This is a genomic window from Halobacillus sp. K22 (genome assembly GCF_052246795.1).
Taxonomy (GTDB): Bacteria; Bacillota; Bacilli; order Bacillales; family Halobacillaceae; genus Halobacillus.
Genome location: NZ_JBQQCN010000009.1, coordinates 85714 through 109071, shown reverse-complemented (window position 1 = coordinate 109071; position 23358 = coordinate 85714). Strand labels below are relative to the sequence as shown.

17 protein-coding genes, 1 pseudogene and 3 riboswitches are annotated in these 23358 nt (G+C 44.7%); of the genes and pseudogenes, 5 read left to right on the top strand and 13 right to left on the bottom strand.

The genetic code is table 11. The annotated features are described in order from the left end of the window. The 5 genes from purB to ACTWPM_RS08860 form a co-directional block, all read right to left on the bottom strand. Window positions 1-1293, bottom strand: coding sequence for an adenylosuccinate lyase (purB, locus tag ACTWPM_RS08880; RefSeq protein WP_443132701.1), 1293 nt, complete (start codon window positions 1291-1293; stop codon window positions 1-3). A gap of 18 nt (window positions 1294-1311) precedes the next feature. After that, entirely contained in the window at window positions 1312-2439 is a 1128-nt protein-coding gene (gene purK / locus ACTWPM_RS08875) for a 5-(carboxyamino)imidazole ribonucleotide synthase (RefSeq protein ID WP_443132700.1), read from the bottom strand. Further along, a complete protein-coding gene (purE, locus tag ACTWPM_RS08870; protein ID WP_443132699.1) occupies window positions 2429-2920 on the bottom strand; it encodes a 5-(carboxyamino)imidazole ribonucleotide mutase in 492 nt (163 codons plus the stop codon). The genes purK and purE overlap by 11 nt, the downstream gene beginning before the upstream one ends. Before the next feature lie 93 nt (window positions 2921-3013). Further along, window positions 3014-3114: riboswitch (purine riboswitch) on the bottom strand. A gap of 84 nt (window positions 3115-3198) precedes the next feature. Next, window positions 3199-3399, bottom strand: coding sequence for an NETI motif-containing protein (locus ACTWPM_RS08865; protein WP_443132698.1), 201 nt, complete (start codon window positions 3397-3399; stop codon window positions 3199-3201). Then, window positions 3368-3940: a DUF2179 domain-containing protein gene (locus tag ACTWPM_RS08860; protein ID WP_443132697.1), complete on the bottom strand. Its 573-nt coding sequence runs from the start codon at window positions 3938-3940 to the stop codon at window positions 3368-3370. The genes ACTWPM_RS08865 and ACTWPM_RS08860 overlap by 32 nt, the downstream gene beginning before the upstream one ends. Before the next feature lie 142 nt (window positions 3941-4082). On the opposite strand from ACTWPM_RS08860, the gene ACTWPM_RS08855 reads away from it, so the two are divergent. Then, window positions 4083-4508 carry an Hsp20/alpha crystallin family protein gene (locus tag ACTWPM_RS08855; protein ID WP_443132696.1) on the top strand — a complete coding sequence of 142 codons (426 nt, stop codon included), beginning with the start codon at window positions 4083-4085 and terminating at the stop codon, window positions 4506-4508. A 645-nt stretch (window positions 4509-5153) separates the two neighbouring features. Here the strand turns inward: ACTWPM_RS08855 and ACTWPM_RS08850 are convergent. The 5 genes from ACTWPM_RS08850 to ACTWPM_RS08830 form a co-directional block, all read right to left on the bottom strand. Beyond that, window positions 5154-6488: an NCS2 family permease gene (locus tag ACTWPM_RS08850; RefSeq protein WP_443132695.1), complete on the bottom strand. Its 1335-nt coding sequence runs from the start codon at window positions 6486-6488 to the stop codon at window positions 5154-5156. Window positions 6489-6635: 147 nt separating this feature from the next. Continuing rightward, window positions 6636-6738: riboswitch (purine riboswitch) on the bottom strand. Between the two features lie 82 nt (window positions 6739-6820). After that, window positions 6821-8359, bottom strand: coding sequence for a glutamine-hydrolyzing GMP synthase (gene guaA, locus ACTWPM_RS08845; protein WP_443132694.1), 1539 nt, complete (start codon window positions 8357-8359; stop codon window positions 6821-6823). Window positions 8360-8477: 118 nt separating this feature from the next. After that, a riboswitch (purine riboswitch) is annotated at window positions 8478-8579 on the bottom strand. Window positions 8580-8610: 31 nt separating this feature from the next. Next, window positions 8611-10818, bottom strand: coding sequence for a transglutaminaseTgpA domain-containing protein (locus ACTWPM_RS08840; RefSeq protein WP_443132693.1), 2208 nt, complete (start codon window positions 10816-10818; stop codon window positions 8611-8613). Further along, on the bottom strand, window positions 10818-12083 hold the full coding sequence (locus ACTWPM_RS08835; RefSeq protein WP_443132692.1) for a DUF58 domain-containing protein: 1266 nt from the start codon (window positions 12081-12083) through the stop codon (window positions 10818-10820). The genes ACTWPM_RS08840 and ACTWPM_RS08835 overlap by 1 nt, the downstream gene beginning before the upstream one ends. After that, complete coding sequence (locus ACTWPM_RS08830) at window positions 12080-13045, bottom strand: AAA family ATPase (RefSeq protein ID WP_443132691.1); 966 nt, start codon at window positions 13043-13045, stop codon at window positions 12080-12082. Before ACTWPM_RS08830 ends, ACTWPM_RS08835 begins: the two co-directional genes overlap by 4 nt. A gap of 1591 nt (window positions 13046-14636) precedes the next feature. On the opposite strand from ACTWPM_RS08830, the gene ACTWPM_RS08825 reads away from it, so the two are divergent. Continuing rightward, window positions 14637-16118 (top strand): xylulokinase, encoded by a 1482-nt coding sequence (locus tag ACTWPM_RS08825; protein ID WP_443132690.1) that lies wholly within the window; start codon window positions 14637-14639, stop codon window positions 16116-16118. A gap of 839 nt (window positions 16119-16957) precedes the next feature. Continuing rightward, a complete protein-coding gene (locus ACTWPM_RS08820) occupies window positions 16958-18169 on the top strand; it encodes an Nramp family divalent metal transporter (protein ID WP_443132689.1) in 1212 nt (403 codons plus the stop codon). 146 nt (window positions 18170-18315) lie between these two features. Here the strand turns inward: ACTWPM_RS08820 and fosM are convergent, their stop codons facing one another. Both fosM and ACTWPM_RS08810 read right to left on the bottom strand, forming a co-directional pair. Beyond that, the gene (gene fosM / locus ACTWPM_RS08815) at window positions 18316-18744 is read right to left on the bottom strand and encodes a FosM family fosfomycin resistance protein (RefSeq protein ID WP_443132688.1); all 429 of its coding nucleotides are present in this window, start codon (window positions 18742-18744) and stop codon (window positions 18316-18318) included. Between the two features lie 39 nt (window positions 18745-18783). Further along, window positions 18784-19538 (bottom strand): annotated as a pseudogene (locus ACTWPM_RS08810) (class I SAM-dependent methyltransferase). 802 nt (window positions 19539-20340) lie between these two features. Between ACTWPM_RS08810 and ACTWPM_RS08805 the strand changes: the two are divergent. Then, a complete protein-coding gene (locus ACTWPM_RS08805; protein WP_443132687.1) occupies window positions 20341-21462 on the top strand; it encodes a zinc-dependent alcohol dehydrogenase in 1122 nt (373 codons plus the stop codon). 103 nt (window positions 21463-21565) lie between these two features. Beyond that, the gene (locus ACTWPM_RS08800) at window positions 21566-22234 is read left to right on the top strand and encodes a superoxide dismutase family protein (RefSeq protein ID WP_443132686.1); all 669 of its coding nucleotides are present in this window, start codon (window positions 21566-21568) and stop codon (window positions 22232-22234) included. 42 nt (window positions 22235-22276) lie between these two features. On the opposite strand, the gene ACTWPM_RS08795 is transcribed toward ACTWPM_RS08800, so the two are convergent. Next, window positions 22277-23353, bottom strand: coding sequence for a sensor histidine kinase (locus ACTWPM_RS08795; RefSeq protein WP_443132685.1), 1077 nt, complete (start codon window positions 23351-23353; stop codon window positions 22277-22279). Window positions 23354-23358: the final 5 nt, after the last annotated feature.

Below are 23358 nucleotides of genomic sequence, written 5' to 3'. Positions count from 1 at the left end.
TTACAGACCGATGCGATCGAAAATGCGGTCGACGTTTTTCAGGTGGTGCTTATAATCGAAGCAGGCATCCAGCTGCGACTCGGACAGAGTTGCTGTGATCTGCTCGTCCGCTTCTACTAATTCACGGAAAGGAACACCTCGTTCCCAGGATTCCATGGCTTTCGGCTGTACCAGATCATAAGCTTCTTCTCGGACCATGCCCTCGTCAATCAGAGTTAGCAGAACTCTTTGAGAGAAGATCAATCCGTAAGTTTTCTCCATATTCTCCTGCATCCGTCCCGGGAAGACCGTCAAGTTTTTAACGATCGAAGCGAAGCGATTCAGCATGTAATTAATGGCCATCGTTGCATCCGGCAGAATCACGCGCTCGGCTGATGAATGAGAGATATCCCGTTCATGCCAAAGAGGCACGTTTTCAAAAGCGGTCACCATTTCTCCGCGCAGCACGCGGGCCATGCCGGTCATATTCTCAGAACCAATTGGGTTTCGTTTATGCGGCATTGCAGAGGAGCCTTTCTGACCTTTCGCGAAGAATTCTTCTACTTCCCGCGTTTCTGTCTTTTGGAGGCCACGGATTTCTACGGCAATTTTCTCAATGGACGTCGCAATTAAAGCCAGTGTAGATACGTAATGGGCGTGACGGTCACGCTGCAGCGTCTGTGTGGATACCGGCGCCGGTGCTATGCCCAGCTTTTCGCACACATACTCTTCTACAAAAGGATCAATATTCGCGTACGTTCCAACGGCTCCGGATAGCTTTCCTACTTCAATGTGCTTGATCGCTAGATCCAGGCGTTCTAGATTACGCTTCATTTCTTCATAATATAGAGCCAGCTTCAGGCCGAATGTTGTAGGTTCTGCGTGCACCCCGTGTGTACGCCCCATCATTACGGTGTGCTTATGTTCGCGTGCCTTATCGCCTAAAATTTCGATAAAGTTTACTAGATCTTTACGGATAATAGCGTTCGCCTGCTTTAATTGATAGGAAAGCGCTGTGTCCACGACATCTGTAGATGTAAGTCCGTAATGGACCCATTTCCGCTCTTCACCGACTGTTTCGGAAACGGCGCGGGTAAAAGCTACAACATCATGACGAGTTTCTGCTTCAATTTCATGAATACGCTCCACGTCAAAAGAAGCTTTCTCTCTCAATTTCTTCACGTCATCCTTTGGAATATTCCCAAGCTCACTCCACGCTTCACACGCCAGCAATTCTACTTCAAGCCACGCCGCGTAGCGGTTCTCTTCTGTCCAGATAGCCCCCATTTCAGGCCTTGTGTATCGTTCAATCATCGTCTTCCTCCTCGGTCTCTACCATAAATGTATTTGATTGTCTTGGATTCTCTCATCAATCTCTTCTAAACTAGTACCTATAAATGTGAGATGTCCCATCTTGCGGTGTGTTCGGGCATCCTTCTTACCATAATCGTGAAAATGAACATTCCGATAGTATTCCAGCTTATCAATCAGGATCTGCCGGTGTTTACCCAGTACATTCACCATCACGGCTGATGGAAAGGAATGGACCGGTAACAGCGGGAGCCCGCAGATCGCCCGTACATGCTGTTCAAACTGAGATACGTTACAGGCTTCAATGGTAAAATGGCCGGAGTTATGCGGCCGCGGAGCCATTTCATTAATATAAATGTCTTCTCCGCTCACGAACATTTCGACGGCAAAAGTACCTACAATTTCCATCTGCTCCGATAGGCGCTTCACCGCATCTTGCACATTGTCAACCAGTGTCTCGCTCAATTCAGCCGGCACTCTCGATTCATGTAAAATATGATTCTTGTGAATATTTTCAGGGATAGGGAAATACGCAATCTCACCATCAGCTGCACGCGTAAATACTTGCGAGATTTCCATATCGAATTCGACCCACTGCTCCACAATATAAGTACGCCCTTCTTTTATAAATTGGCGTGCCTTAGCTGCTTCATCTTCATATTCGATCTTCAACTGACCTTTACCGTCATAACCGCCGCTGGTCGTTTTAATTACCGCCGGGTAACCAGTCTTATCAAGAGCCTCTAGAAACTGATCATAACTATCGACGATTTCGTAAAAAGGAACCGACAAACCAGCTGCTACAGCTTCCTGTTTCTCCTTGGATCGATTCTGGGTCACTTCCAAAGAGTAAGCGCCTTGAGGTAATTTTCCGTTGCTTTCAAATAGACGTGCCACTTCTAAATCTACATTTTCAAACTCATACGTAATGACATCGCTCCGCTCGCTTAGCTGTTCAGCGGCTTCCATATCATCATAAGCACCCACGATGTGTTCATCAGCAACCTGGGCACAAGGGCAGTCTTCGGCAGGATCAAGAACGGCAATCCGGTACCCCATATGTTTTGCAGCTACGGCCATCATTCTTCCGAGCTGACCTCCGCCTAGTATCCCAATTGTCTGACCTGGTCTAACTACATTAGGATCCACGTAAATCGCTCCTCATATCTTCGACTTTATCTTTCATTTGCTTGCGGTACGCATCCAGACGCTCCGCGGTATCCGTTTCAAAAGCTCCGATCATTTCCGCCGCCAGAATCCCTGCATTTTTAGCTCCCGATTTTCCAATAGCCACCGTCGCCACAGGCACACCGCCTGGCATTTGCACAATAGACAACAGCGAATCGAGTCCCTGAAGAGATTTTGATTCTACTGGAACTCCAATGACCGGGAGAGTGGTTTTTGCAGCCACCATCCCTGGTAAGTGGGCCGCTCCTCCAGCTCCGGCAATAATGACTTTTAATCCTTTTCCCCTCGCCTGTTCCGCATAGGTAAACATATCCTCCGGGGTGCGATGGGCAGAAATGATTTCTTTTTCATACGAGATTTGTAACTCATCTAATACATCACAGGTATTCTTCATCGTCTCCCAATCGGAGATACTACCCATGATAACACCAACTTCAGCCATGTTTATCCCTTCTTTCATTAAAAAAGCCTGCTCAAACTCCCTCAAAAATGAGAGGAGTTGAACAGGCATACGTGTCGACTGTTGATTGATATAGAATGCTTGGACTCCCCTCATAGTCCGGGAATTTATGGTTCCCAGGTAGAGACGAACGGGCCGTATTCCCGTCCTATATGAGGTTCCTTTTATGCAATTTCTGCTTCCATCATATCAATAGCCACAAAGAAATGTCAACGTAAATAACGAACATTTTAAAATTATAAACTAATGATTGTTCGTGTTTATTCCTTTACCGCATGAAAAACAATTCGTTTACTCACGGGTTCCATGACTTTTTCACCATTTTTTGTCTCTTCACGAAATACTGGTTCTTCCGCCCGTCGTACAGGAAGGTAACCTTCCTTCTTCATACGATCCAGGCATTGGCCAATGGTTTCATGCTCTTGCACTTCAAAGCGCTTCTTGTTGTTGTTTTTCGGCATCTTCGCGGATCTTTCCTTTCTTAACGGATTTAACCCAGAATCCGCCATGAATCTGCTTAGGTTCATAAGCTATAATAAATGCTTTTGGATCAATGGTGCGAATGGTTTCATACAAAGCGAGCTCATATTTTCGCGGAGTTAAGATCTGCATCGCCAGCCGATCACCTTCCATCCCATAAGCATACCAGCTCGTAACTCCGTATCCTTTTTCACGGAGTCTGCGGGTAAAATCAATATCCGGGTCTGAAGAAATAACATTAACCGTAATATACCCTAAAGCAAGCTTCTCTTCAATCTTCATCCCGACAATCACACCAAGACCATAACCAATGGCGTAAGCAATAACATTTTCAATCTGGTCTAAACGCTCAAGTACAATTCCAAGACCATATATATAGGTAACAATCTCAAACATGCTGAGAAAAGCTGCCGTATAACGTCGGCCTTTTAACGTAAAAATCATACGCATCGTTAAAAAAGATACATAAACAATATTGACAGCTAAAATAATTCCGATCAGCAATAAAGGATTTTCAAACATTCAACACCCTCCTACCTCTGTCCCTCTTACTATTCAGGATATTCACCCATGGACTCTTTCTTGCATACACTATAAACTATGAGAAGTCTGTGACACAATCTTTTTCTATCGCAAATACTGACAAATTATGGAGGGTGATGACGTGAACCAATTTAAAGACTGGAAATCCAATTTAGACCGCTTTTTCGGAAATGAATTCTGGGGCGACTTCGAGGGAATGATGAAGCCATCCATTCCTTATATAAATATGTATCAATATGATAATGAACTTTTATGCTACGTGAGCATCCCTGGAATGAGCCATCCGAAAAATGTAGAGGTACTCGTCGATCACACCACCCTCACAATTAAAGGAAAAATTGAGATTAACCACCGCGGTGGTCATCAGCTAATGTCTGAAATCGCGGACGGAACTTTTGAACGGAGTATCGATCTGCCTTTCCCTGTCCGGAACGACAAAATGGAAGCCACCTATAAGCACGGCCTGCTCGTCATCCAGCTTCATCGCCAAGTTACGAACCATACGCATCAAAAGCCACTCAGCATCCGTCATCTGGAAGAAGAATAAACACGACAGTCACCACGACTGCCGTGTTTTTTATAAAAGACTTATTAAGCTAACGGGCCGTATAGTTGAAGACTCGATTCCGAGATATTCCAGGTCCGTTGCTAATAAAGAGAGCGGATGGCTACGGGAACAACTCGCTTTCCTGCGGGGGAACTGGCAAGCCTCCTCAGTCGTTACCACTCCTTGTGGGGTCTCGTCGTTCCCTTCGCCAGCCTATGCTTGAAAAGCGAACGGACCCTTCTATAGTCGTTAGAAGGTGCTTGACCCGCCTCAAATACTTATATAACGGGAATTATCCACCGCACACACTCATCGTTAGAAGTTTATCTCCACCATAGACCAGAGTTTTTCAAACATGATTTCGAGCTCTATATTTCGCAAGGTCCGGAGGGGGACGATGAAGACTCCTGTGGGATGAACATGATCGGTAAGATCCCGCAGGGCTGTTAAGCCCGAGGAAGCTTACCACAAGGGGTGTTCGACTAAGATCGCCACGTCCTGTGGCAACGTCGAACGACCCTGCGTCGTGCAGGGCCGGAAAGCGAAATCGTCCCCCGCAGGACCTAATTCTTTCAAAAGTCTCGAAATCAAGTCTTACAGTAACGGGAGCTTATATGGAATAAACCACACTCTGAGATAACTCCATTAAGCTAAGAAGACAAAGTACAAAATAAAGATGATGAACAAGAAGTACATAATTGGATGAATTTCTCTGGAACGTCCTTTTAACAGCATGGTAATTGGATAAAAGATGAATCCGATCGCAATTCCTGTAGCAATGCTGTACGTAAGCGGCATAGCGGCAATGGTAAAGAAAGCCGGAACACCGATTTCAAATTGATCCCAATCGATATTTTTCAAGGTAGACGCCATCAGCACACCGACAATAATCAATGCAGGCGCAGTCACCTGCGCGGTTACAACTGATAACAATGGTGAAAACAATAACGCCAATAAGAAAAAGGCGGCTGTTACGACAGAAGCAAAGCCTGTTCGACCCCCGGCCCCTACACCTGCCGTGGATTCAATATAAGAGGTAGTCGTTGATGTACCTACTACGGATCCGACTACGGTCGCTGCGGAATCCGCAAATAGAGCACGGCCGGCACGAGGCAATTTATTATTTTTCATGAAACCAGCTTGAGTAGCCACTGCTACTAATGTTCCCGCTGTATCGAAAAAGTCGACAAACAAGAAGGTGAGAATAACGACCAGCATTTCAATTGTAAAGATTTCACCAAAGTGAGTGAATGCTGCTCCAAAAGTCGGTGCCACGCTCGGCGCAGCCCCCACGACATCATTCACTGCTGTCGGCGGTGCAATCAATCCAGTAACCATTCCAGCGATAGATGTCAGGACCATGCCGTAGAAAATTCCGCCTTTAACGCCCAGAGACAGGAATACTACCGATACAATAATACCGAAAATCGCAAGCATCGTTGGTCCAGCCGTTAAGTCCCCGAGCTGTACAAGCGTCGCATCACTGTTCTGAACAATTCCGGCATTTTGAAAGCCGATAAAAGCGATAAACAACCCAATTCCTGCTCCAACAGCCAGTTTCAAGTTCCCAGGAATCGCATCAATGATCTTTTGGCGCAGGCCGGTTACCGTTAATACAATAAAAATAAGTCCGGATGCTAATACACCTGCCAGTGCCGTTTCCCAAGGAATTCCATACCCAAGAACTACTGTATAAGCAAAAAACGCATTCAATCCCATACCAGGTGCAAGCGCAATTGGATACTTGGCGAAAACCCCCATAATTAATGTACCAACAGCAGCCGCAATCGCCGTCGCTGTAAATACCGCACCTTTATCAATACGCGTGACTCCTTCAGGAAGCTGCTCAATCCCATCAAGAGCAAGCGTGGACGGATTAACAAACAGAATGTAGGCCATCGCCAAAAATGTGGTAAGTCCAGCCATAAATTCTGTGCGGTAGTTCGTGCCCAGCTCCTTAAACTTAAAAAATTTACTCATTTCTATTTCCTCCCTCACAGTCACCAGCCGCTCCTTCTGAAGAGTTGTCTCTATGTTAAAGCCCAAATAAAAAACACTCTTGAATGATCAAGAGTGTCTACCTATATACGGAGGCAATAGATGAGCCAGGCACAAACCACGTGCAAGGCGTCAACTAATCACCAGCGTAGTCAGACCAGTTTACGGCGGTCCGGTAGAAACTCATGGGCCTTATCCCCAAAATTATACGACGGTGTTACTTTTTCATGATTTTTCTCTATCTTACTAGGACTAATCTCATTCGTCAACCCTAATCACGAACATTAAAACAATTTATGACCTTTAATATTCGTTTATTCCCATTCAATGGTAGCCGGCGGCTTACTTGTCACATCATAAACCACTCGGTTGATGTGATCGACCTGATTCACGATGCGGGTGGAGATTTTCTCCAGTACATCCCAGGGAATGCGAGCCCAATCGGACGTCATACCATCGATCGATGTCACGGCACGAATGCCGATCGTATAGTCATACGTACGCTCATCCCCCATAACTCCTACGGAACGAATATCCGGAAGCACGGTGAAATACTGCCAAATATCCCTGTCCAGCCCAGCTTCTTTAATTTCTTCACGCAAAATAGCATCGGATTCACGAACGATTTTAAGCTTCTCTTCCGTAATCGCACCTAATACGCGAATCGCAAGTCCAGGTCCTGGGAAAGGCTGGCGCCAAACGATATGTTCAGGCACACCAAGCTCAGTTCCAAGCGCACGCACTTCATCTTTAAAGAGTGTGTTCAAAGGCTCGATCAGCTTTAATTCCATTTCCTCCGGCAGACCGCCGACATTATGGTGGGATTTAATCGTTTGAGCCGTTTCCGTACCACTCTCAATAATATCGGTATAAAGAGTTCCTTGAGCCAGATAATCAATTTCCGTCAGCTTTTCTGCTTCGTCATCGAAGACGTAAATGAACTCATTACCGATGATTTTCCGCTTCTGTTCAGGATCGGATACGCCTTCAAGCTTGCTTAGGAAACGGTCCTTAGCGTCTACTTTAATAATGTTCATATTGAATCCATCACCAAGCGTGCGCATTACGTCATCCGCTTCATTTTTTCTAAGCAGACCATGATCTACGAAAATACAAGTGAGCTGGTCACCGATCGCACGGTGGATCAGCGCCGCTACAACAGAGGAATCTACCCCGCCGCTTAGCGCACACAATACTTTACGGTCTCCGACTTGTTCGCGGATCTTCTCTACTTCCATTTCAACTACGTGCTCCATCGTCCAGTCATCCTTCGCATCACATACATCAAACACGAAGCTGCGCAGGATATCGTTGCCATACTCCGAATGACGTACTTCCGGGTGAAATTGCACGCCGTACATATTGATTTCACCATTGCTCATAGCGGCTACCGGACAGGAAGGACTGGTCGCATCCACAACGAAACCTGGCGGCGGATCTATGACTTTGTCACTATGGCTCATCCAGACCGTCTGATTCCGAGGAGTTTTCTTAAAAATTGCCGGGTCTTCGGCTATGTTAATGTCCGCTTTTCCGTATTCACGCTCATTCGCCCGCTCCACTTTTCCTTTGAAATGATGAGTCATGAGCTGCATGCCATAGCAAATGCCAAGCACTGGAATCCCTAACTCAAACAGACCTTCATCACAACGGAAACTATTCTCTCCGTACACACTGTTAGGTCCGCCAGAAAGAATAATACCGCTTGGGTTCAGTTCTTTGATCTCTTCGACCGTCATTTTATGAGAGTGAAGTTCACTATAAACCCCGAACTCACGTATACGGCGGGTAATTAATTGGTTATATTGACTTCCGAAATCCAGTACCAGGATCATACCTTGGACCTGCTCCATATCTTTCCACTCCTTTTCATTAGAAAAAACGCACGACCAGGGGCCTATAAAAAAAGGATTCCCACCTTCCCGTTAAAATAATTCAGGCGAAGGCAGAAATCCATCCGTGCATATCTCGTCACGTGATCCCCACCTTCATAGTCAGGACATTTACGGTGCCCCGGTAGAGACTCTCGAGCCATATTCTCGAGGATATACGAAGGAAGAATGCGTCTAATTTCCATTCATTCTATCAACGGTTATGACAGGAATCAAGACAATGCTTTTTTAATTAAATTTTCCCATAATTCAGTGACTTTCGGCCAATGGGAACGGTGGCTCTCATTTCTGTACAGAACCCGCTCGTAATCATTCGTCAAACGCCGCATGTCATTGGACTGGAAGTGGCGATCGACGACGAAGGCATAGTCCCTGAGCGTCTGTTCGGGTTTACGCTTGAACCCTTTATGATCCAGCACTTTTAGTAAATATTGGTAGGCTTTTTCATACGTTTCCTCATCCTCTTTTCCTCGATAGCGACGGATAAGAAAAGCGGATATCCACTTGTAACGAGTCACATACAGAACAAGTAAAGCCAGGAGTAGAAATCCAGCCAGAACATAGACCCATACGTAGCTCTGTTCAGAGTCGATGTTAACGGACTCAGAATCAGAAGCTGCTTCCTGGTCTTCCATCTGCTGCGGGTTACCCATATTGTCTTCTGGCATTTCCGAATCAGCACCTGAAGCCGCTGAATCACTATCATCGGTTTCTACATCCGTATAGAAGTCCGCGTTGTTTGTGAACCCTTTCGTTGGTTCAAAAGGAACCCAGCCCACATCTGGAAAATAGACTTCCACCCACGAATGCGCATTGCCGCTTGTGATTTCATATTTATTCTGAAGTTCATCGTTGTACGTAACATCCGTGGCATCGATTCGCTCTCCACCCGTGAACCCTTTTACCCAGCGGGCCGGAATGCCTTCTGACCTTAGCATAACCACCATGGAGGTGGAGAAGTTATCACAGTATCCGATTTGAGATTCGAATAAGAACTGGTTCACATAATCCTCATTTTCATCAGGTACCGGTACATCAGTCGTAGAATATTCAAAGCCATTCGATGAAAAGTACGACTCTACCGCTTTCGCTTTATCGTACCGATTGTCTTCGTCTTCTACGATTTGACTGGCGAGGTTGCGCACTCGCCCCGGCAGGGAATCAGGAAGCTGCAAGTAGTTCTCCTTGATCTCTTCCGGGTCTTCGGTACTCGATTCACGCAGCTGATCATATTCAAAAGAAGGAAAATCATAGTTGATAACGTATCTGTTCAGCTTAGCTGGGGAATCTCCTTTGAGTGTATCCATTTCACCGGTATTCTCATGAACTCGAAGCCTATATCCGTCCCTGGAGTCAACCGAAGTGACGCCATATGGATACACCAGTTTTCGAAAATCAGCTTCACTAGTTAACTCGATAAGGGACTGCTGTTCTTCTACTTCGACTTCATCCGTAAAGGTTTGAAAAGGAATATTGTCGGGGGACACAGTTTGCACCGGTTCTTCCAATGTATCCTCCCAGCCTTTTCCGGTGTACGTATCTTTCGATTCAATTCTCCAGTATCTTTCTCCATCGGCCATAGCCGTAAAGACACGGGTATCGTCCTGAATAAACGATCCTCCGAGACGACTATCATTTTCACCGTAGCCGACCTTCTGAACGACGCCGCTTCCTCCGGGGCCAGCACCTCCTGTAGCACTTTGGATATAAGGAACTGGATCCGGCCACTGCGGAGAAAGTTTTGGAGAAGCATAAGCCGCTACCGTTGAAAACAGGATGATCGCAAGCAAAGGCAGCACCCATAGGTGACCTTTTTTAAACCCGCGCAAACCAATCGATTCTTTATCCATCTCTTTGTAAAAGCTGGTAATTCCAAGCGCGGCCATAGCCAGCACAAACGTACGGATGATCGCCCATTTTCCATCATAGACGGTAAACGTATCTACCACTGTGACGTAAATAAGCGTCAACAGCACGAACACAAACATGCGGTTAGCTACAACAATCCAGTAATAAAGCAAGTAGCTCATAAGCCACAACAGGATAAGGAAAAGCAGACTCCGGAATAGAGGAGTCATCTGCCACCATTCCTGTGCCTGAATCACCTGAATATTAAAGACGATTTGCTCATACAGGACAGAGAACCAATTGCGGCTGAAAATCGTTTCTGCAATATAAAGACCGTCCAAAATAAAGGCTAATCCCAGCAGTTTGAGAGGCATAGAAAGGTACCAAGGAACCTGAATAAAGGAAACAAAAAAACAAAACGTCGCATAGATAAAGAAGATCGTCACGTCATTCGTTTCCGTAATGACTTCCAGAGGCCGCAGCCATTCACAGAACAATAAGAAACCAGTCACATAAATCATAAGCTTAAAAATAGCTGAGCGCTGGTCATTGGTTGTATTAGGATTAGGCATCAGGTGCTCACCTCAAATTCTTGTTGTGTCAATTGCTCCTCTGATAATACTTGAACAACGACCCCCTGGTTTTTTAACAGCTTAATGTGCTGGTGATCTTGAAAGCTCACCTGCTCGCGCGGGCGCACGTAAAAAAAGACGAGACGCTTACTCTTTTTCGCCAATTTCACGAGGGATTGTTCGGTATTCTCATCTAAGTAATGACTGGTTACTAAAGCGATCGTACCTGAAGGGATTTGAGCCCGTTCACGATCCAGCTGCTGTGAAAAAGGCATGCGGCCGAGCGGCCTTATTTTAGCCAGGTGCCCCTGTATTTTGTGGGTCTGTGAACGATTTTGATGAAACGGAAAATACGCCCTTCCATCTCCAAGTGTCATGAAAGCAAGCTGAGAGGATTTTTTATGAAGTTCCTCTAATAAAGATGCGGTGAACTCAACGGAGCCTTCAAAGCTCACAGGGTTCATAGATGGATGATAGACTGCATTCAGAATAATGAGCATATCCACACTTTTTTCCTGCTCAAATTCTTTCGTCATCATTTGATTCTTCTTGGCTGTGGTTTTCCAATCCACCCACGCAAAGCGGTCGCCTTGCATATACTCTCGAACCCCTGTCACTACATTCGTGTTTTTTTCATTAAGTTTGAAAGAGGGGCTAGCTCCCTGCTCAAAGCTGTACACACGCTCACGCATTTTCACGGGACGTTTATAAGGAAAGACAAGAAGTTTATCTTCTTCCCGATATACGTGTTCTTTTTTAACAAATCCGAAAAAATCTCCGGTTTTAATGCGGAATGCCTGGAACTGGTGCTCTCCGCGCGGAAGCTTGTCGAGTTCATAATGGTAGCGTAAAGACTTCTTGAACCAGGGGAACATGACCTTTTTAACAATCCTGTCCTGCTGAAATTCATTCGGCTTATCCATGTCTCTGAATTTCTCTAAATGCCGGTCTTGTTTCTTAAGGGACTCCGGGAGATATTCTTCAATGACGCAATAATAAATGGGAAAAGGGATTCTTCTTGTCAGTGTCACATCAACCTCTACACTTTCGCCTCCTGTGGCGACCCTTTTTGAGAGTTTACGTTCTACCTTCCAATCGTTTATTGGATACAGCAGTACCCCTGTCATGTAAATAAGAAAAGGAAGAAACGCATAGAAGAGAAACCAGCTGACAAAGCCTCCCTGAAACATTGCATATGAAAATAAAACAGCAAACAATGTCAAAACAACGAGGAGCTTAGCAGTGAATTGGAGGGTTTGTCTCATTCACTAATATTCCTCTTAACAGGGATGGAAGTCGCAGAGAGCAGCTCTTCGATAATACTTTCAGGCGTTGCTCCCTCAAAATTCGCTTCAGAAGTAAGAATCATACGGTGTGACAATACATAAGGGGCGAGGTACTGGACATCATCAGGCACCACATAATCACGGTCGTGAACAAAAGCATAGGCTTTGGCGGCTTTCATGAGGGAAATTGATCCACGGGGACTCACACCCAGATACACACCTTCATGATTCCGAGTGCCTGTAACTAAATCAATAATGTAGCGGTTTACGGTTGTGTCTACATACACTTCTTCAACTTCTTTCTGCAATCCTACGAGCTCATCGCGAGTAATTACAGACGATATCTCGTGGATCGGATGGCCGCCTGAGGTCCGGCTCAGCATCTCCATCTCCTGACTCGCGGTAGGGTATCCCATTTTCATTTTTAACAAAAACCGGTCCAGTTGAGCTTCAGGCAGTGGATATGTTCCCTCGTATTCAATAGGGTTCTGGGTAGCCATGACAAAGAAAGGATCTTTAAGAGGCACGGCGTTTCCGTCCACCGTAATACTCGTTTCTTCCATCCCTTCAAGTAATGCGGATTGTGTTTTCGGAGAAGTACGGTTAATTTCATCGGCCAGCACAATATTCCCTAAAATAGGACCAGGCTTAAATTCAAATTCCATTTCTTTCGGATTATATATAGAAACACCTGTAACGTCAGATGGCAGCAAATCTGGGGTGAACTGAATTCGTTTAAACTCACAATCTAAGGATTTAGCAAGGGTTTTTACGAGCATCGTCTTTCCTACGCCCGGGACGTCCTCAAGTAGGACATGCCCTTTAGCAAGCAATGCCACAATGCTCAGTAAAGCCGCTTCTTCTTTCCCAATCATCACCTTATTAATATTTTTCATCACATCAGAAATCTTTGGCTGATATAAAAATGTTTGCTGATTCATTAGGTGTACCCCTCTCTTCCTATTACACTATTGTCAGAATTCTCACGCTCATTCTAACTATACTACATCCAGAGACTCGGGACAAAATATGTAATTGTTCCTATCTATAAAATCTCCCTGGTTATCGGGATTTCATTAACATTAAGAATTTGTAAAAATCAGGATCTATTAAACTAAAGGACCGTTTACTTTAAGACTCAGTTTCGAGACAATTTGGGTCCGTTACGATATTTGGAGAAGGGCTGGTGGGGAAATAACTCGGCTTGTTCCATTACCCAGACACTCGAGTCATAAGCCGCTCATCAACGGATGGGAAAACCGCCATCCTTTTGATGAGCGGCTTATGCTGGTCGTGTCTATCGGGGTGATTCCACATTTGAACACTTTCCTATGGCCCTACACGACGTAGGGTCGATCGACGTTGCCACAGGACGTGGCGACCTTAGTCGATCCTCCTTTTACCATCAGCTTCCTCGCTCGTTTCACTCCCTGCGGGATCTCACCTAGTCCCTTCTCCCACTCTTACACTTCTTAGAGACGTAAGCATAAATGAGTGCCTAAACGTTGAAGAGAGCTATCCAGCTCCAGCACCTAGCGTCTAGTGAGACTCCCCTCACTTCTGTACGATAAGTCAACATCGAATCGCTACGCTCTTCGTGTTTCCTTTATCTCCGCCAGTTCAGTCCAGTCCATACGCCGCTGACCAAGGTGCTTCCGCTTTTAACCGGGGAGTCTCGGCATTTGCCAACCAACCCAGCCACGGGAGAATAACGGACCCTCTGAAAAGAGAGTATCCTATCCTCCTTATCCCGCCTGACTGCTTATATAACAGGCGATCCCGCACAGTTTCAAACTGGAAAAGTATATACGCCCATGTGATTATTTCTTCTCAATTGGGTGAAGGATGAAGCCGTTTCGAGTTTCTGATTCGGCCCAGGTCCGGAGGGGAACGGGGAGGCTCCTGTGGGATAAACATGATCGGTGAGACCCCGGAAAGCTTTAGCATGAGGAGGCTCAGCACAGAAGAGGAGGTTCGACTAAGAACGCCACGTCGTGTGGCAACGTCGAACAACCCTGCGTCGTGCAGGGCCGGAAAGCGAGTCGTTCCCCGCAGGACCTAACTCTCTCACTAGATATCTCGAAACTGAGTCTTCCACAAACGGGAGCTTTTCTGTAATAAGAAATACGTTGAATTAACTTAGTAGAATATAAAAAAGTGGAAATCCTTTATGAGGATTCCCACTTTTTTACTCCATATGACTTTACTGCCACTGGATTCCCTGGCCTATTTGACCAGAATTGCACCATCTAATCCTATAACTATACAAACCATCGTCTCTTTTTATAATTCTCTTTAATTAAGATGGCTTGAATTAAAGATACCATAAATATACCTCTATGCCTATCATTTTACAGATAAATACATATCTTTTTTCAATCCCGCCCAAAGCAAGCGCTTCACATCATACATGCAGGATTTAACTCGCTTATCGTTTTTATATTCTCTGAATCTAACACATTCATTATAAAGAGAGAATCATGTACAATTTGAAGAGATAAATGACTCACTATTCAAGCTGGAGGGATCGGAATGAATTACATAGCCGTATTCGATTTAGGAACATCTGCTCTTAAAGGAGTTCTTTTAGATAGACTAGGACAACGGGCAAGTGAACAATCGATAGAGATTGAAACGAAATATGGCTCAAATGGTGAAGTTGAACAAGAGCCTGAAGAATGGTGGGAGGCGTTTCAAATTATCCTTTCTAATTGGCAGAACACCCATCCCGAACATATGGAAGCAATCAGGGCAATTACGTTTAGCGGCCAAATGGAAGATGTTATTCCAATAGATGCTTCTGAAACTGCTTCTACAGCCATTCTTTATTCCGATACAAGAGCTGATCAAGAAGCACAACTTGTACAATCAAAGAAGCCCCTGATTTCAGATATAACGGGGAACTCAGTCCGCCCTTCTACTCCTCTTGCGAAATTACTATGGATGAAGAAGCATCAGCCCGAACAATATGACTCTGTTGAAGCTTTTCTATTCAGCGCGAAGGATTATCTCATCTATAAACTGACAAGAGAAGCAGTAACCGACACTGTAACCGCGGCTACATCAGGTTTAATGGATCTTCATGAACGAAAATGGAGCCGGGAAATTCTTTCTGATTTTGCAATAGATGAAAGGAAACTCCCCATCCTTCTGGCCCCGGAAAAAGCAGCAGGAAAAATAACGGATCAAGTATCTGAGTGGACGGGATTTCCTAAGCAGACCCCTGTCTTATGCGGCAGCGGGGATGCAGGGGCTGGCACAATGGGGGCAGGAGCTATTCAGGAGGGTGACCAGTATTTATATTTAGGAACCACAGGCTGGGTAGCTGCTCCAATAAAAAGGAACGCGAATAAAATAGACGGGGCATTTACCCTTTCGCATCTGCCGGAAGCAATGAACATTTCCATCGTCCCGCTATTAAACGCAGGAAATGTTTATCAATGGGCTGTCCATACCTGGGCAGACCAAAGCGAATCACCTTTTGAGAACTTCGAAAATTTGGCAGCTGCCTCCCCGGCGGGTGCAAATGGTGTTCTTTTTTTACCCTATATGCACGGGGAACGGTTCCCGATTATGGACCCGGAAGCTTCTGGCGCCTTCGTCGGGCTTCACCCAGAGGTCCAGAAAGCCGATTTTATACGTGCAGTAGTCGAAGGGCTCTGTTTTTCCTTTTGTCAGGTGATTGAATCACTATCCGAAAAACAAGAAGGAATAATTACCATCATTGGAGGTGGAGGCAGAAGCCGTGTCTGGATCCAAACACTGGCTACTATTATAAATAGACCGGTCAGAGTTCTAAAAGAAAGTGAATACTCAACTGCACTGGGAGCTGCATCGACCGCTTTTATCTGGATGGGCTGGGTAAAGAATTACAACGAATTTATAGAAAAGCATATCGCATCACAGGAAGCTGAAGTTTTCACCCCTGACCAAGAACAGCAGGACATTTATAAACTTCAATACCAGCGTTATCTCAGACTTTATCCAAGTCTTCAGGGCACCTATAACAGCTGATTTATATTTTAAATACAACGATTAATGTGAGATGATACAGGGAAATGTTTAAAAATTGAAAATATTTTATTTTTGCCCATCTATTTTGGCCTGTACGGAGTATTCACTCAAATTCCAGCATTTATTACTAAACTAATAGTTCTGTTAAATCTCCGTGTTGAGTCTTAAAGAAAAGCTCCCGTTTGTGGAAGACTCAGTTTCGAGATATCTCGTGAGAGAGTTAGGTCCTGCGGGGAACGACTCGCTTTCCGGCCCTGCACGACGCAGGGCCGTTCGACGTTGCCACACGACGTGGCGTTCTTAGTCGAACCTCCTCTTCTGTGCTGAGCCTCCTCAAGCTAAAGCTTTCCGGGGTCTCACCGATCATGTTTATCCCACAGGAGTCTCCCCGTCCCCCTCCGGACCTGGCCAAATAGGGAGCTCTATACTCTACGAAGTTACCTTTTAAATATAGATAGGTAATCCAGGAGCATTCCAATGTATTTAAGTGTAAACCCCCGCTATATAAGCATTTAAGGCTGATGCAGGACGCTTACTTCTCTTATAAGAGGGGCCGTTTTATCAAATATTGGCTGGGTGGCGAAGGAAATGACGAGACTCCCGCGGGAGAAGGATCTAGGCGAGACCCCACAGGGAGTGAAACGAACGAGGAGGCTTGCCAGTTCCCCCGCAGGAAAGCGAGTTGTTTCCGTAGCCACCCTTATCTATTTTTGGCAACGGACCCAAGATAGCTCGAAACTGAGTCTTCAACTATCCGGCCCTATTGCTTAATAAGGCTCTTATGAATAATTAACAATAAACTTTAAAAGAGCCAAAATAATAGAAAGAGAGGGAACGATATGCCTAAGGACAGTACTTTTAAAAGACGGCTGAAAAATATCGGACCAGGAGCCATTGTAGCTGCAGCCATCATCGGACCAGGAACGGTCACGACCGCCAGTAATGTGGGGGCTGAATTTGGCTACGCTCTGATCTGGGCGCTCGTTTTTTCAGTTATAGCCACCATGTTTCTTCAAGAAATGGTAACAAGGCTTGGTGTAATTACTCGGAAGGATTTAAGCACAATTTTAAGAGAGCAGTTTTCCAACCCCATATTAAAATGGCTGACGATATTATTAATTATTTCTGCAATCGTGATCGGAAGCGCCGCCTATGAAGCTGGTAATATCGTAGGCGGAGCCCTGGGTATGGTTGCAATCACCGGGCTTCCCACTAGATCGATTGCTATTTTAATTGGAATCCTGGCTGGAATTCTTCTTTGGATAGGTCATTATAAAATGATTGAGCGAGTGTTTGTCGGACTTATCTTAATTATGACACTCAGCTTTGTGATCACCGCTATCGTGGTTCAGCCTGACCTCTCAGCCATATTCACCAAAGGATTTGTTCCTAAGGTTTCTGCCGGAAATACGTTATATGTCATTTCTTTAATCGGGACAACCATTGTACCCTATACTCTCTTTTTGCAATCTTCCACCGTTCAGGAACGTTTTAAGGGGGAAGAGCAATTAAGTGACAGCCGCTTCGATGTAATTTTGACCATGGCGATATGCGGAATTATTTCTGTTTCCATCATTATTACGGCAGCTGCAGCTTTTCCTTTAGGAACGTCCATTCAAGACCCTTCCTCCATGGCGGACCAGTTACAACCGCTGCTTGGCTCGTGGGCTAAATATGTCTTTGCTATCGGTATTTTTGCTGCCGGAATTTCTTCATCCATGACAGCTCCTCTGGCTGCTGCCTATGCCACAGCCGGAGCTCTAGGATGGGAAAAGAACCTGCGTTCAGCGAAATTCCGAGTGGTTTGGATGGTCGTGCTGCTCGTGGGTGTCATCTTTTCAAGCCTTGGCTATGACCCTATTCAGCTCATTGTTTTTTCTCAATACGCCAATGGATTAATTCTGCCGATTATCGTTTTATTCTTAATGTTTGCCATGAATAATAAAAAAACACTGCACGGCTACGTCAATCCCATCTGGATCAATATAGCCGGCTGGCTAATATTCATCATTACCGTAACCTTATCTCTTATGTCGTTTGGCATATTCTAAATTCAAAAACCCGTCCATGACGGGTTTTTCTTTATCTTTCCTTAATTGGACTAGATGCCATGAACTAAATTGCGTTCATAGAATTTATTACATTTAATGGATTAAATTACATTTTATAGATGACCTGAGGTGACAATATTTGGGTGCTATGTGCGATCGTAGAATTTCATATGTGGTTTTTCTTGTTTATAATAGTTGAGTCTGTCTTCCAAAGTCCCTGTATGAAACTCAAATTTATGGCCATCCGGATCGGTAAAGTAGATCGACTGTTTATCTCGCTCACTCCGCGGCCGTCCGAAAAGTATATTTACATTCAACGCTTCGAGTTTGTTATACATTTCTTCATACTCAGATGATTCAATAGAAAAAGCGATATGCGTATAAGACTGACTGATTTCATTGCGGGGAATATCCTTCTCTACATTTAGCGCAAGCCACATTCCATTTAAATCAAAATAAGCCGTCTTTTCCCCTTTCACCAATAATTCTGCACCAAAGACCTCACGGTAAAAATCTATAGACTTATGTAAATCGGATACGGAAAACAGAAAATGATTTAATCCTTTAATAGACATAACGTTAACTCCCTTCTCTGTATTTATACAGCCTCACGCTTAGCGTTTACTCGCTTTTATCATCATGGTCGCGGGGAATTTCCGGGCTTTGTACAATGAATAATAGCGGTCAGATACTTCCGCCTCCATTCCGTGGTACTTCTGCCCAGGTTCACTCTCTATAACTCTCTCTATTTGAAAACCTGCTTGAATCAACTGATTAATATAACTAGACATTTTACGTGTAAAGATCGTCATATCAACCTCTTCCCCTTTAAAGTTTTTCATTACTTTAGGCCCTTCTCCCTGATAGGATCCCTCTAAAAACAACTTGCCATTTTCACCAGAGACGTGAGCGTATAAAGGATGGTCCCAGCTGAAAATGAAAAAGCCGTCTTTCTTTAAATAGGAATAAATGAGATCAAAAGTTGCCTGTAAATCAGTCGTCCACCCAATCGCATAAATTGAGTAAACATAATCAAAATACTCCCTCGGCAGTCCAACGTCAGTTTCCATCGCTCCGCAGAATAATTGAGGTTTTAATCCTTGGAGTAAGTGAGCGGCCGCTTCCTTTTGCGTATTGGATATATCGACTCCCCACAGTTCACTCGCCCCTTTAGAAGCCATATAACGCAAGGAGTGCCCGCTTCCATAACCAATTTCAAGCACTTTTTTACCTTGAATATCTTCGAAAAGCTCTAATTCTTCTTCGCTCTGAGCGAATGGACCATAGTCTGGCAAAGCATCAACGCCATTAAAATGGGCGCAACGACCTCCCAGCTTTCCTTATTTTGTTTTAAAATCTCTTTTGACAACTTATACCCTCCTCTGTGATGTACACCGGTATTTATACTATAACGTGAAGCCCGTCTGCCTGACGGTTTTTTTGAAGGCTCTATTAAACTTCCATGTTGATCTTAAGGGTAAGCTCAAGATACTGGAAGACTCAGTTTCGAGATAAATGGGCCCGTTACTCTAGAAGGAAAAGGGTTGGTGGGGAAATAACTCGCTTTCCTATGGGGGAACGGTAAGCTTCCTCGCTCGTTTCACTCCCTGCGGGATCTCACCTAGTCCCTTCTAGAAGAGAAAGATTCTCCTGTTTAATTTGGATTAAATGCTTTTATGACAGGCTATTGCGGGTAGTTATATCCTGAAAATAGATAGAATACCGCATGGTCTAATTCTCATCACGCAGGTGATGTTTGAAATGGCTTTGAGCTTATGATTAGGTAAGGTCCTGAGGGGGATGATGAAGACTCCTGCGGGATAAACATGATCGGTGAGACCCCGGAGAGCGGAGCTCGAGGAGGCTCAGCACATGCCCGCGGAAAGCGAATCATCCCCCGCAAGACCCTTCCTTTCATAAGATATCTCGAATTCGAGCCTTCCAATATACGGCCCTATTGTGTAATAAGCCTCTTATGAAAATTCAACAATAAACTTTAACAAAGTCTTATTGAAAAAAAGTTTCTCTTTTCAAAGCTTTAGATAACCTGCCCATAGAAGAGAATATTATTAGGTAAAATATACCATATTAACCTTTTTATAGTTTCAACTGCTTTGGCAGCGTGAACGTATATAAGAAGAAATCAATTCCACAGAAAGGCGTGACTTTTCATGCAAGCACTGACCTATCAAGGAAAAGACCATGTTGAAGTAAAAGACGTTGAGGCTCCTAAAATTCAAAGAGGCGATGATATGATCGTCCGCATAACAGCAACAGGTATATGCGGCTCCGATCTACACCTTTATAAAAACGGAATTCCTTTATCAGAAGACTATATAATTGGCCATGAACCTATGGGAATTGTAGAGGAAGTCGGCCCTGAAGTGAAAAACGTTAAAAAGGGAGACCGTGTAGTTATCCCGTTTAACGTAGGCTGCGGTGACTGCTTCTATTGTAACAACCAGATGGAAAGCCAATGTGATAACTCTAATCCACACAGCGATAACGGATCTCTATTCGGCTATTCCGAGCAATTCGGGAACTATCCCGGCGGCCAGGCTGAATATCTTCGCGTTCCCTACGCTGATTTCACTTCCTTTGTCGTTCCAGAATCCAGTGAACTGGAGGATGAAAGTGTTCTCTTCTTGTCGGATGTAGTACCGACTGCATATTGGAGCGTGGAACACAGTGGTGTGAAGCAAGATGACACCGTAGTTATTCTTGGCGCCGGACCAATTGGTCTAATGGCACAGAAATTCGCTTGGAAAAAAGGAGCCAAGCGAGTGATTTCCATCGATCATGTTCCTCATCGGCTGGAGCATGCGAAGAGAACCAACAACGTAGAAACTTACAACTTTAAAGAACACGATGAAATTGGCGGTTTCCTTCACCAATCCACACAAGGAGGAGCCGATGTGGTCATTGACTGCGTAGGTATGGACGGTACCGTGGCTTCAAACGACCACGGCCCTAGTGATGAACAGAATATCAGCCCGATTATTACAGCTTCCGAGTCCGTCCGGAAATTTGGAACCATTCAATTAACCGGTGTATATGGAATCAATGCGGATAACTTCCCAATCGGGGACTTGTTCGGCCGTAACGTTTCCCTGAAAATGGGACAGGCTCCCGTCATTCACCTAATGCCGGAACTTTACAACATGATTGAAAATAACGAATTTGACCCTACTGACATCATTACGCACAAAATGGATCTGAAAGATGCACCGAAAGCTTATGATATTTTTGATAAGAAATCAGACGACAACATTAAGGTTGTCCTTAAACCATAATATGAAAAGCAGCAAGTCCAACACTTGCTGCTTTTTCTAAATCATTCATGTAAATGATAACTATCTTTTTAAACTAACCTAAAATTAATGGAGGAGAGATCATATGAGACGCTTGCTGCCTTTACTGGTAATATGCTTAGCCGCCCTTTTCCTTTCTGCCTGCACAGAAAATGAGGACAGTGCCAGAAATTCCGGAAATGATGGAGACGAATCCGTCGAAACGAATGCAGACGGAAACGGGGAAAGCTCGGAGGAAAACGAATCTAGTGAAAATAGTGAATCTGAAAATAACGGCGACTCCCAAACAGAAAACGAATCAAATACCACCATCTCCGTGCAGATGATGAACACGGAAGGTAAGGAAATGGGTACGGCCGAGCTCACACAGGCCGATAACGCTGTAAAAATTGATTTCAGCGCATCCGATATTCCACCTGGAACCCACGGATTCCACATTCATGAAAAAGGAACGTGCGAAGGTCCAGATTTCAAATCTGCAGGTGGTCACTTTAACCCGACCAACGTCAGTCACGGGACAGAATCAGAAGACGGCCCTCATGCAGGGGACCTTCCTAACCTTGAAGTGTCCGAAGAAGGTTCTATTCAGGAAGAGCTGACGGCCGAAAGAGTTACTCTGGAAAAAGGCCAGGAAAATTCTCTCCTCAAGGAAGGCGGAACGGCCCTCGTTATTCATGCAGACGCTGATGATCTAGAATCCCAGCCTTCCGGCGATGCGGGTGCAAGAATTGCATGCGGTGAAATTAGTGAATAGGTCTTACCCTATATAAGAAAGCCCCTGCTACCAGGGGCTTTCTTAATTGTCTTTATGCTTTTTTGTATTTAAAGGAAGCTGTACATGAAAAGAATGACATCTCCCGTTTGTTTCCAGCCATATCTTCCCGTCGTGCTTCTCCACAATTTCCTTGCTGATGGCTAATCCGAGACCTGATCCTCCATCGGTACGAGTTCGAGAAGGATCTACCTGATAGAATCGCTCAAAAATTTTATTCTGGTCTGCAGAAGGAATTGGTCTGCCCGGACCTGAGACGGTTAACGTATAGAACGAATCATCTGATTCCCCTTTTACTTCTACAGGGGATTGTCCTTCATAATAATGCAATGCGTTATTTAATAGATTGGTTAACACTTGCTGAATACCCTGCTGATTAATACTTGCCGCTCCAGGAGAAGAATTTACGATCAAATCAATTCCCCTTCGCTCATATTCGATTTCGAACAGCTGTACAACTTGCAGAATAAACTTGTCCATGGCTGTATATTGTTGAGTCATGGGACGTTCTTCGTCGTTCCTGCCCCATTTCTTCACTTCATCCAGCCCTTGAACCAGCTGAGTCACCCGTTCAGTTTCTTCAGCCAAAGACTTATAAATATCCTGATCACCCTGAATTACGCCTTTATTAAGTGCTTCCAAATAACCTTGTAAATTTGAAAGCGGGGTTCTGAGTTCGTGGGAGAGATCATGAAGCATTTGATTTCTGCTGCTCTCCTGCTGTTCAAGCAGGAAATTTAAATGATTCACATGATGCACCAATTCTCCAATTTCGTCCTGGGACCTGGGCGTCAGCCGAGTAGGGTACTCCCCTTTTTTCATCGTTTGAATAGCGCGCGAGAGTTCATTGACAGGCTCAAGCATTCGTTTAGTAATTATTGAATAAAAGAAAGCGCCTATTACAATGAGAAGCAGCGTAATGACCCATACATAGGAAGACATAGAGGAATTAAAGGAAGTCTGAGTCTGTCCCTCGACCCCGGCTACGTTCGATGCTAAGAAACAGGCAGTTCGGTAGAGGGTGAAACCTGTCAGGATAACAACCGCGGCAAGCATGGCTATATTGGCCACTGTGAGTTTAACCCACAGCTTCTGAGTCAAACTCC

Excerpts from the sequence above, each read along its gene's own strand:
- guaA (WP_443132694.1), bottom strand. The coding sequence starts at position 8,359 with ATGGAGCAGGTCCAAGGTATGATCCTGGTACTGGATTTCGGAAGTCAA.
- ACTWPM_RS08820 (WP_443132689.1), top strand. The coding sequence starts at position 16,958 with ATGCCTAAGGACAGTACTTTTAAAAGACGGCTGAAAAATATCGGACCA.
- ACTWPM_RS08860 (WP_443132697.1), bottom strand. The coding sequence starts at position 3,940 with ATGTTTGAAAATCCTTTATTGCTGATCGGAATTATTTTAGCTGTCAAT.
- ACTWPM_RS08830 (WP_443132691.1), bottom strand. The coding sequence starts at position 13,045 with ATGAATCAGCAAACATTTTTATATCAGCCAAAGATTTCTGATGTGATG.
- purB (WP_443132701.1), bottom strand. The coding sequence starts at position 1,293 with ATGATTGAACGATACACAAGGCCTGAAATGGGGGCTATCTGGACAGAA.
- ACTWPM_RS08825 (WP_443132690.1), top strand. The coding sequence starts at position 14,637 with ATGAATTACATAGCCGTATTCGATTTAGGAACATCTGCTCTTAAAGGA.
- ACTWPM_RS08800 (WP_443132686.1), top strand. The coding sequence starts at position 21,566 with ATGAGACGCTTGCTGCCTTTACTGGTAATATGCTTAGCCGCCCTTTTC.
- fosM (WP_443132688.1), bottom strand. The coding sequence starts at position 18,744 with ATGTCTATTAAAGGATTAAATCATTTTCTGTTTTCCGTATCCGATTTA.
- purE (WP_443132699.1), bottom strand. The coding sequence starts at position 2,920 with ATGGCTGAAGTTGGTGTTATCATGGGTAGTATCTCCGATTGGGAGACG.
- ACTWPM_RS08840 (WP_443132693.1), bottom strand. The coding sequence starts at position 10,818 with ATGCCTAATCCTAATACAACCAATGACCAGCGCTCAGCTATTTTTAAG.
- ACTWPM_RS08835 (WP_443132692.1), bottom strand. The coding sequence starts at position 12,083 with ATGAGACAAACCCTCCAATTCACTGCTAAGCTCCTCGTTGTTTTGACA.
- ACTWPM_RS08865 (WP_443132698.1), bottom strand. The coding sequence starts at position 3,399 with ATGCCGAAAAACAACAACAAGAAGCGCTTTGAAGTGCAAGAGCATGAA.
- ACTWPM_RS08805 (WP_443132687.1), top strand. The coding sequence starts at position 20,341 with ATGCAAGCACTGACCTATCAAGGAAAAGACCATGTTGAAGTAAAAGAC.
- ACTWPM_RS08850 (WP_443132695.1), bottom strand. The coding sequence starts at position 6,488 with ATGAGTAAATTTTTTAAGTTTAAGGAGCTGGGCACGAACTACCGCACA.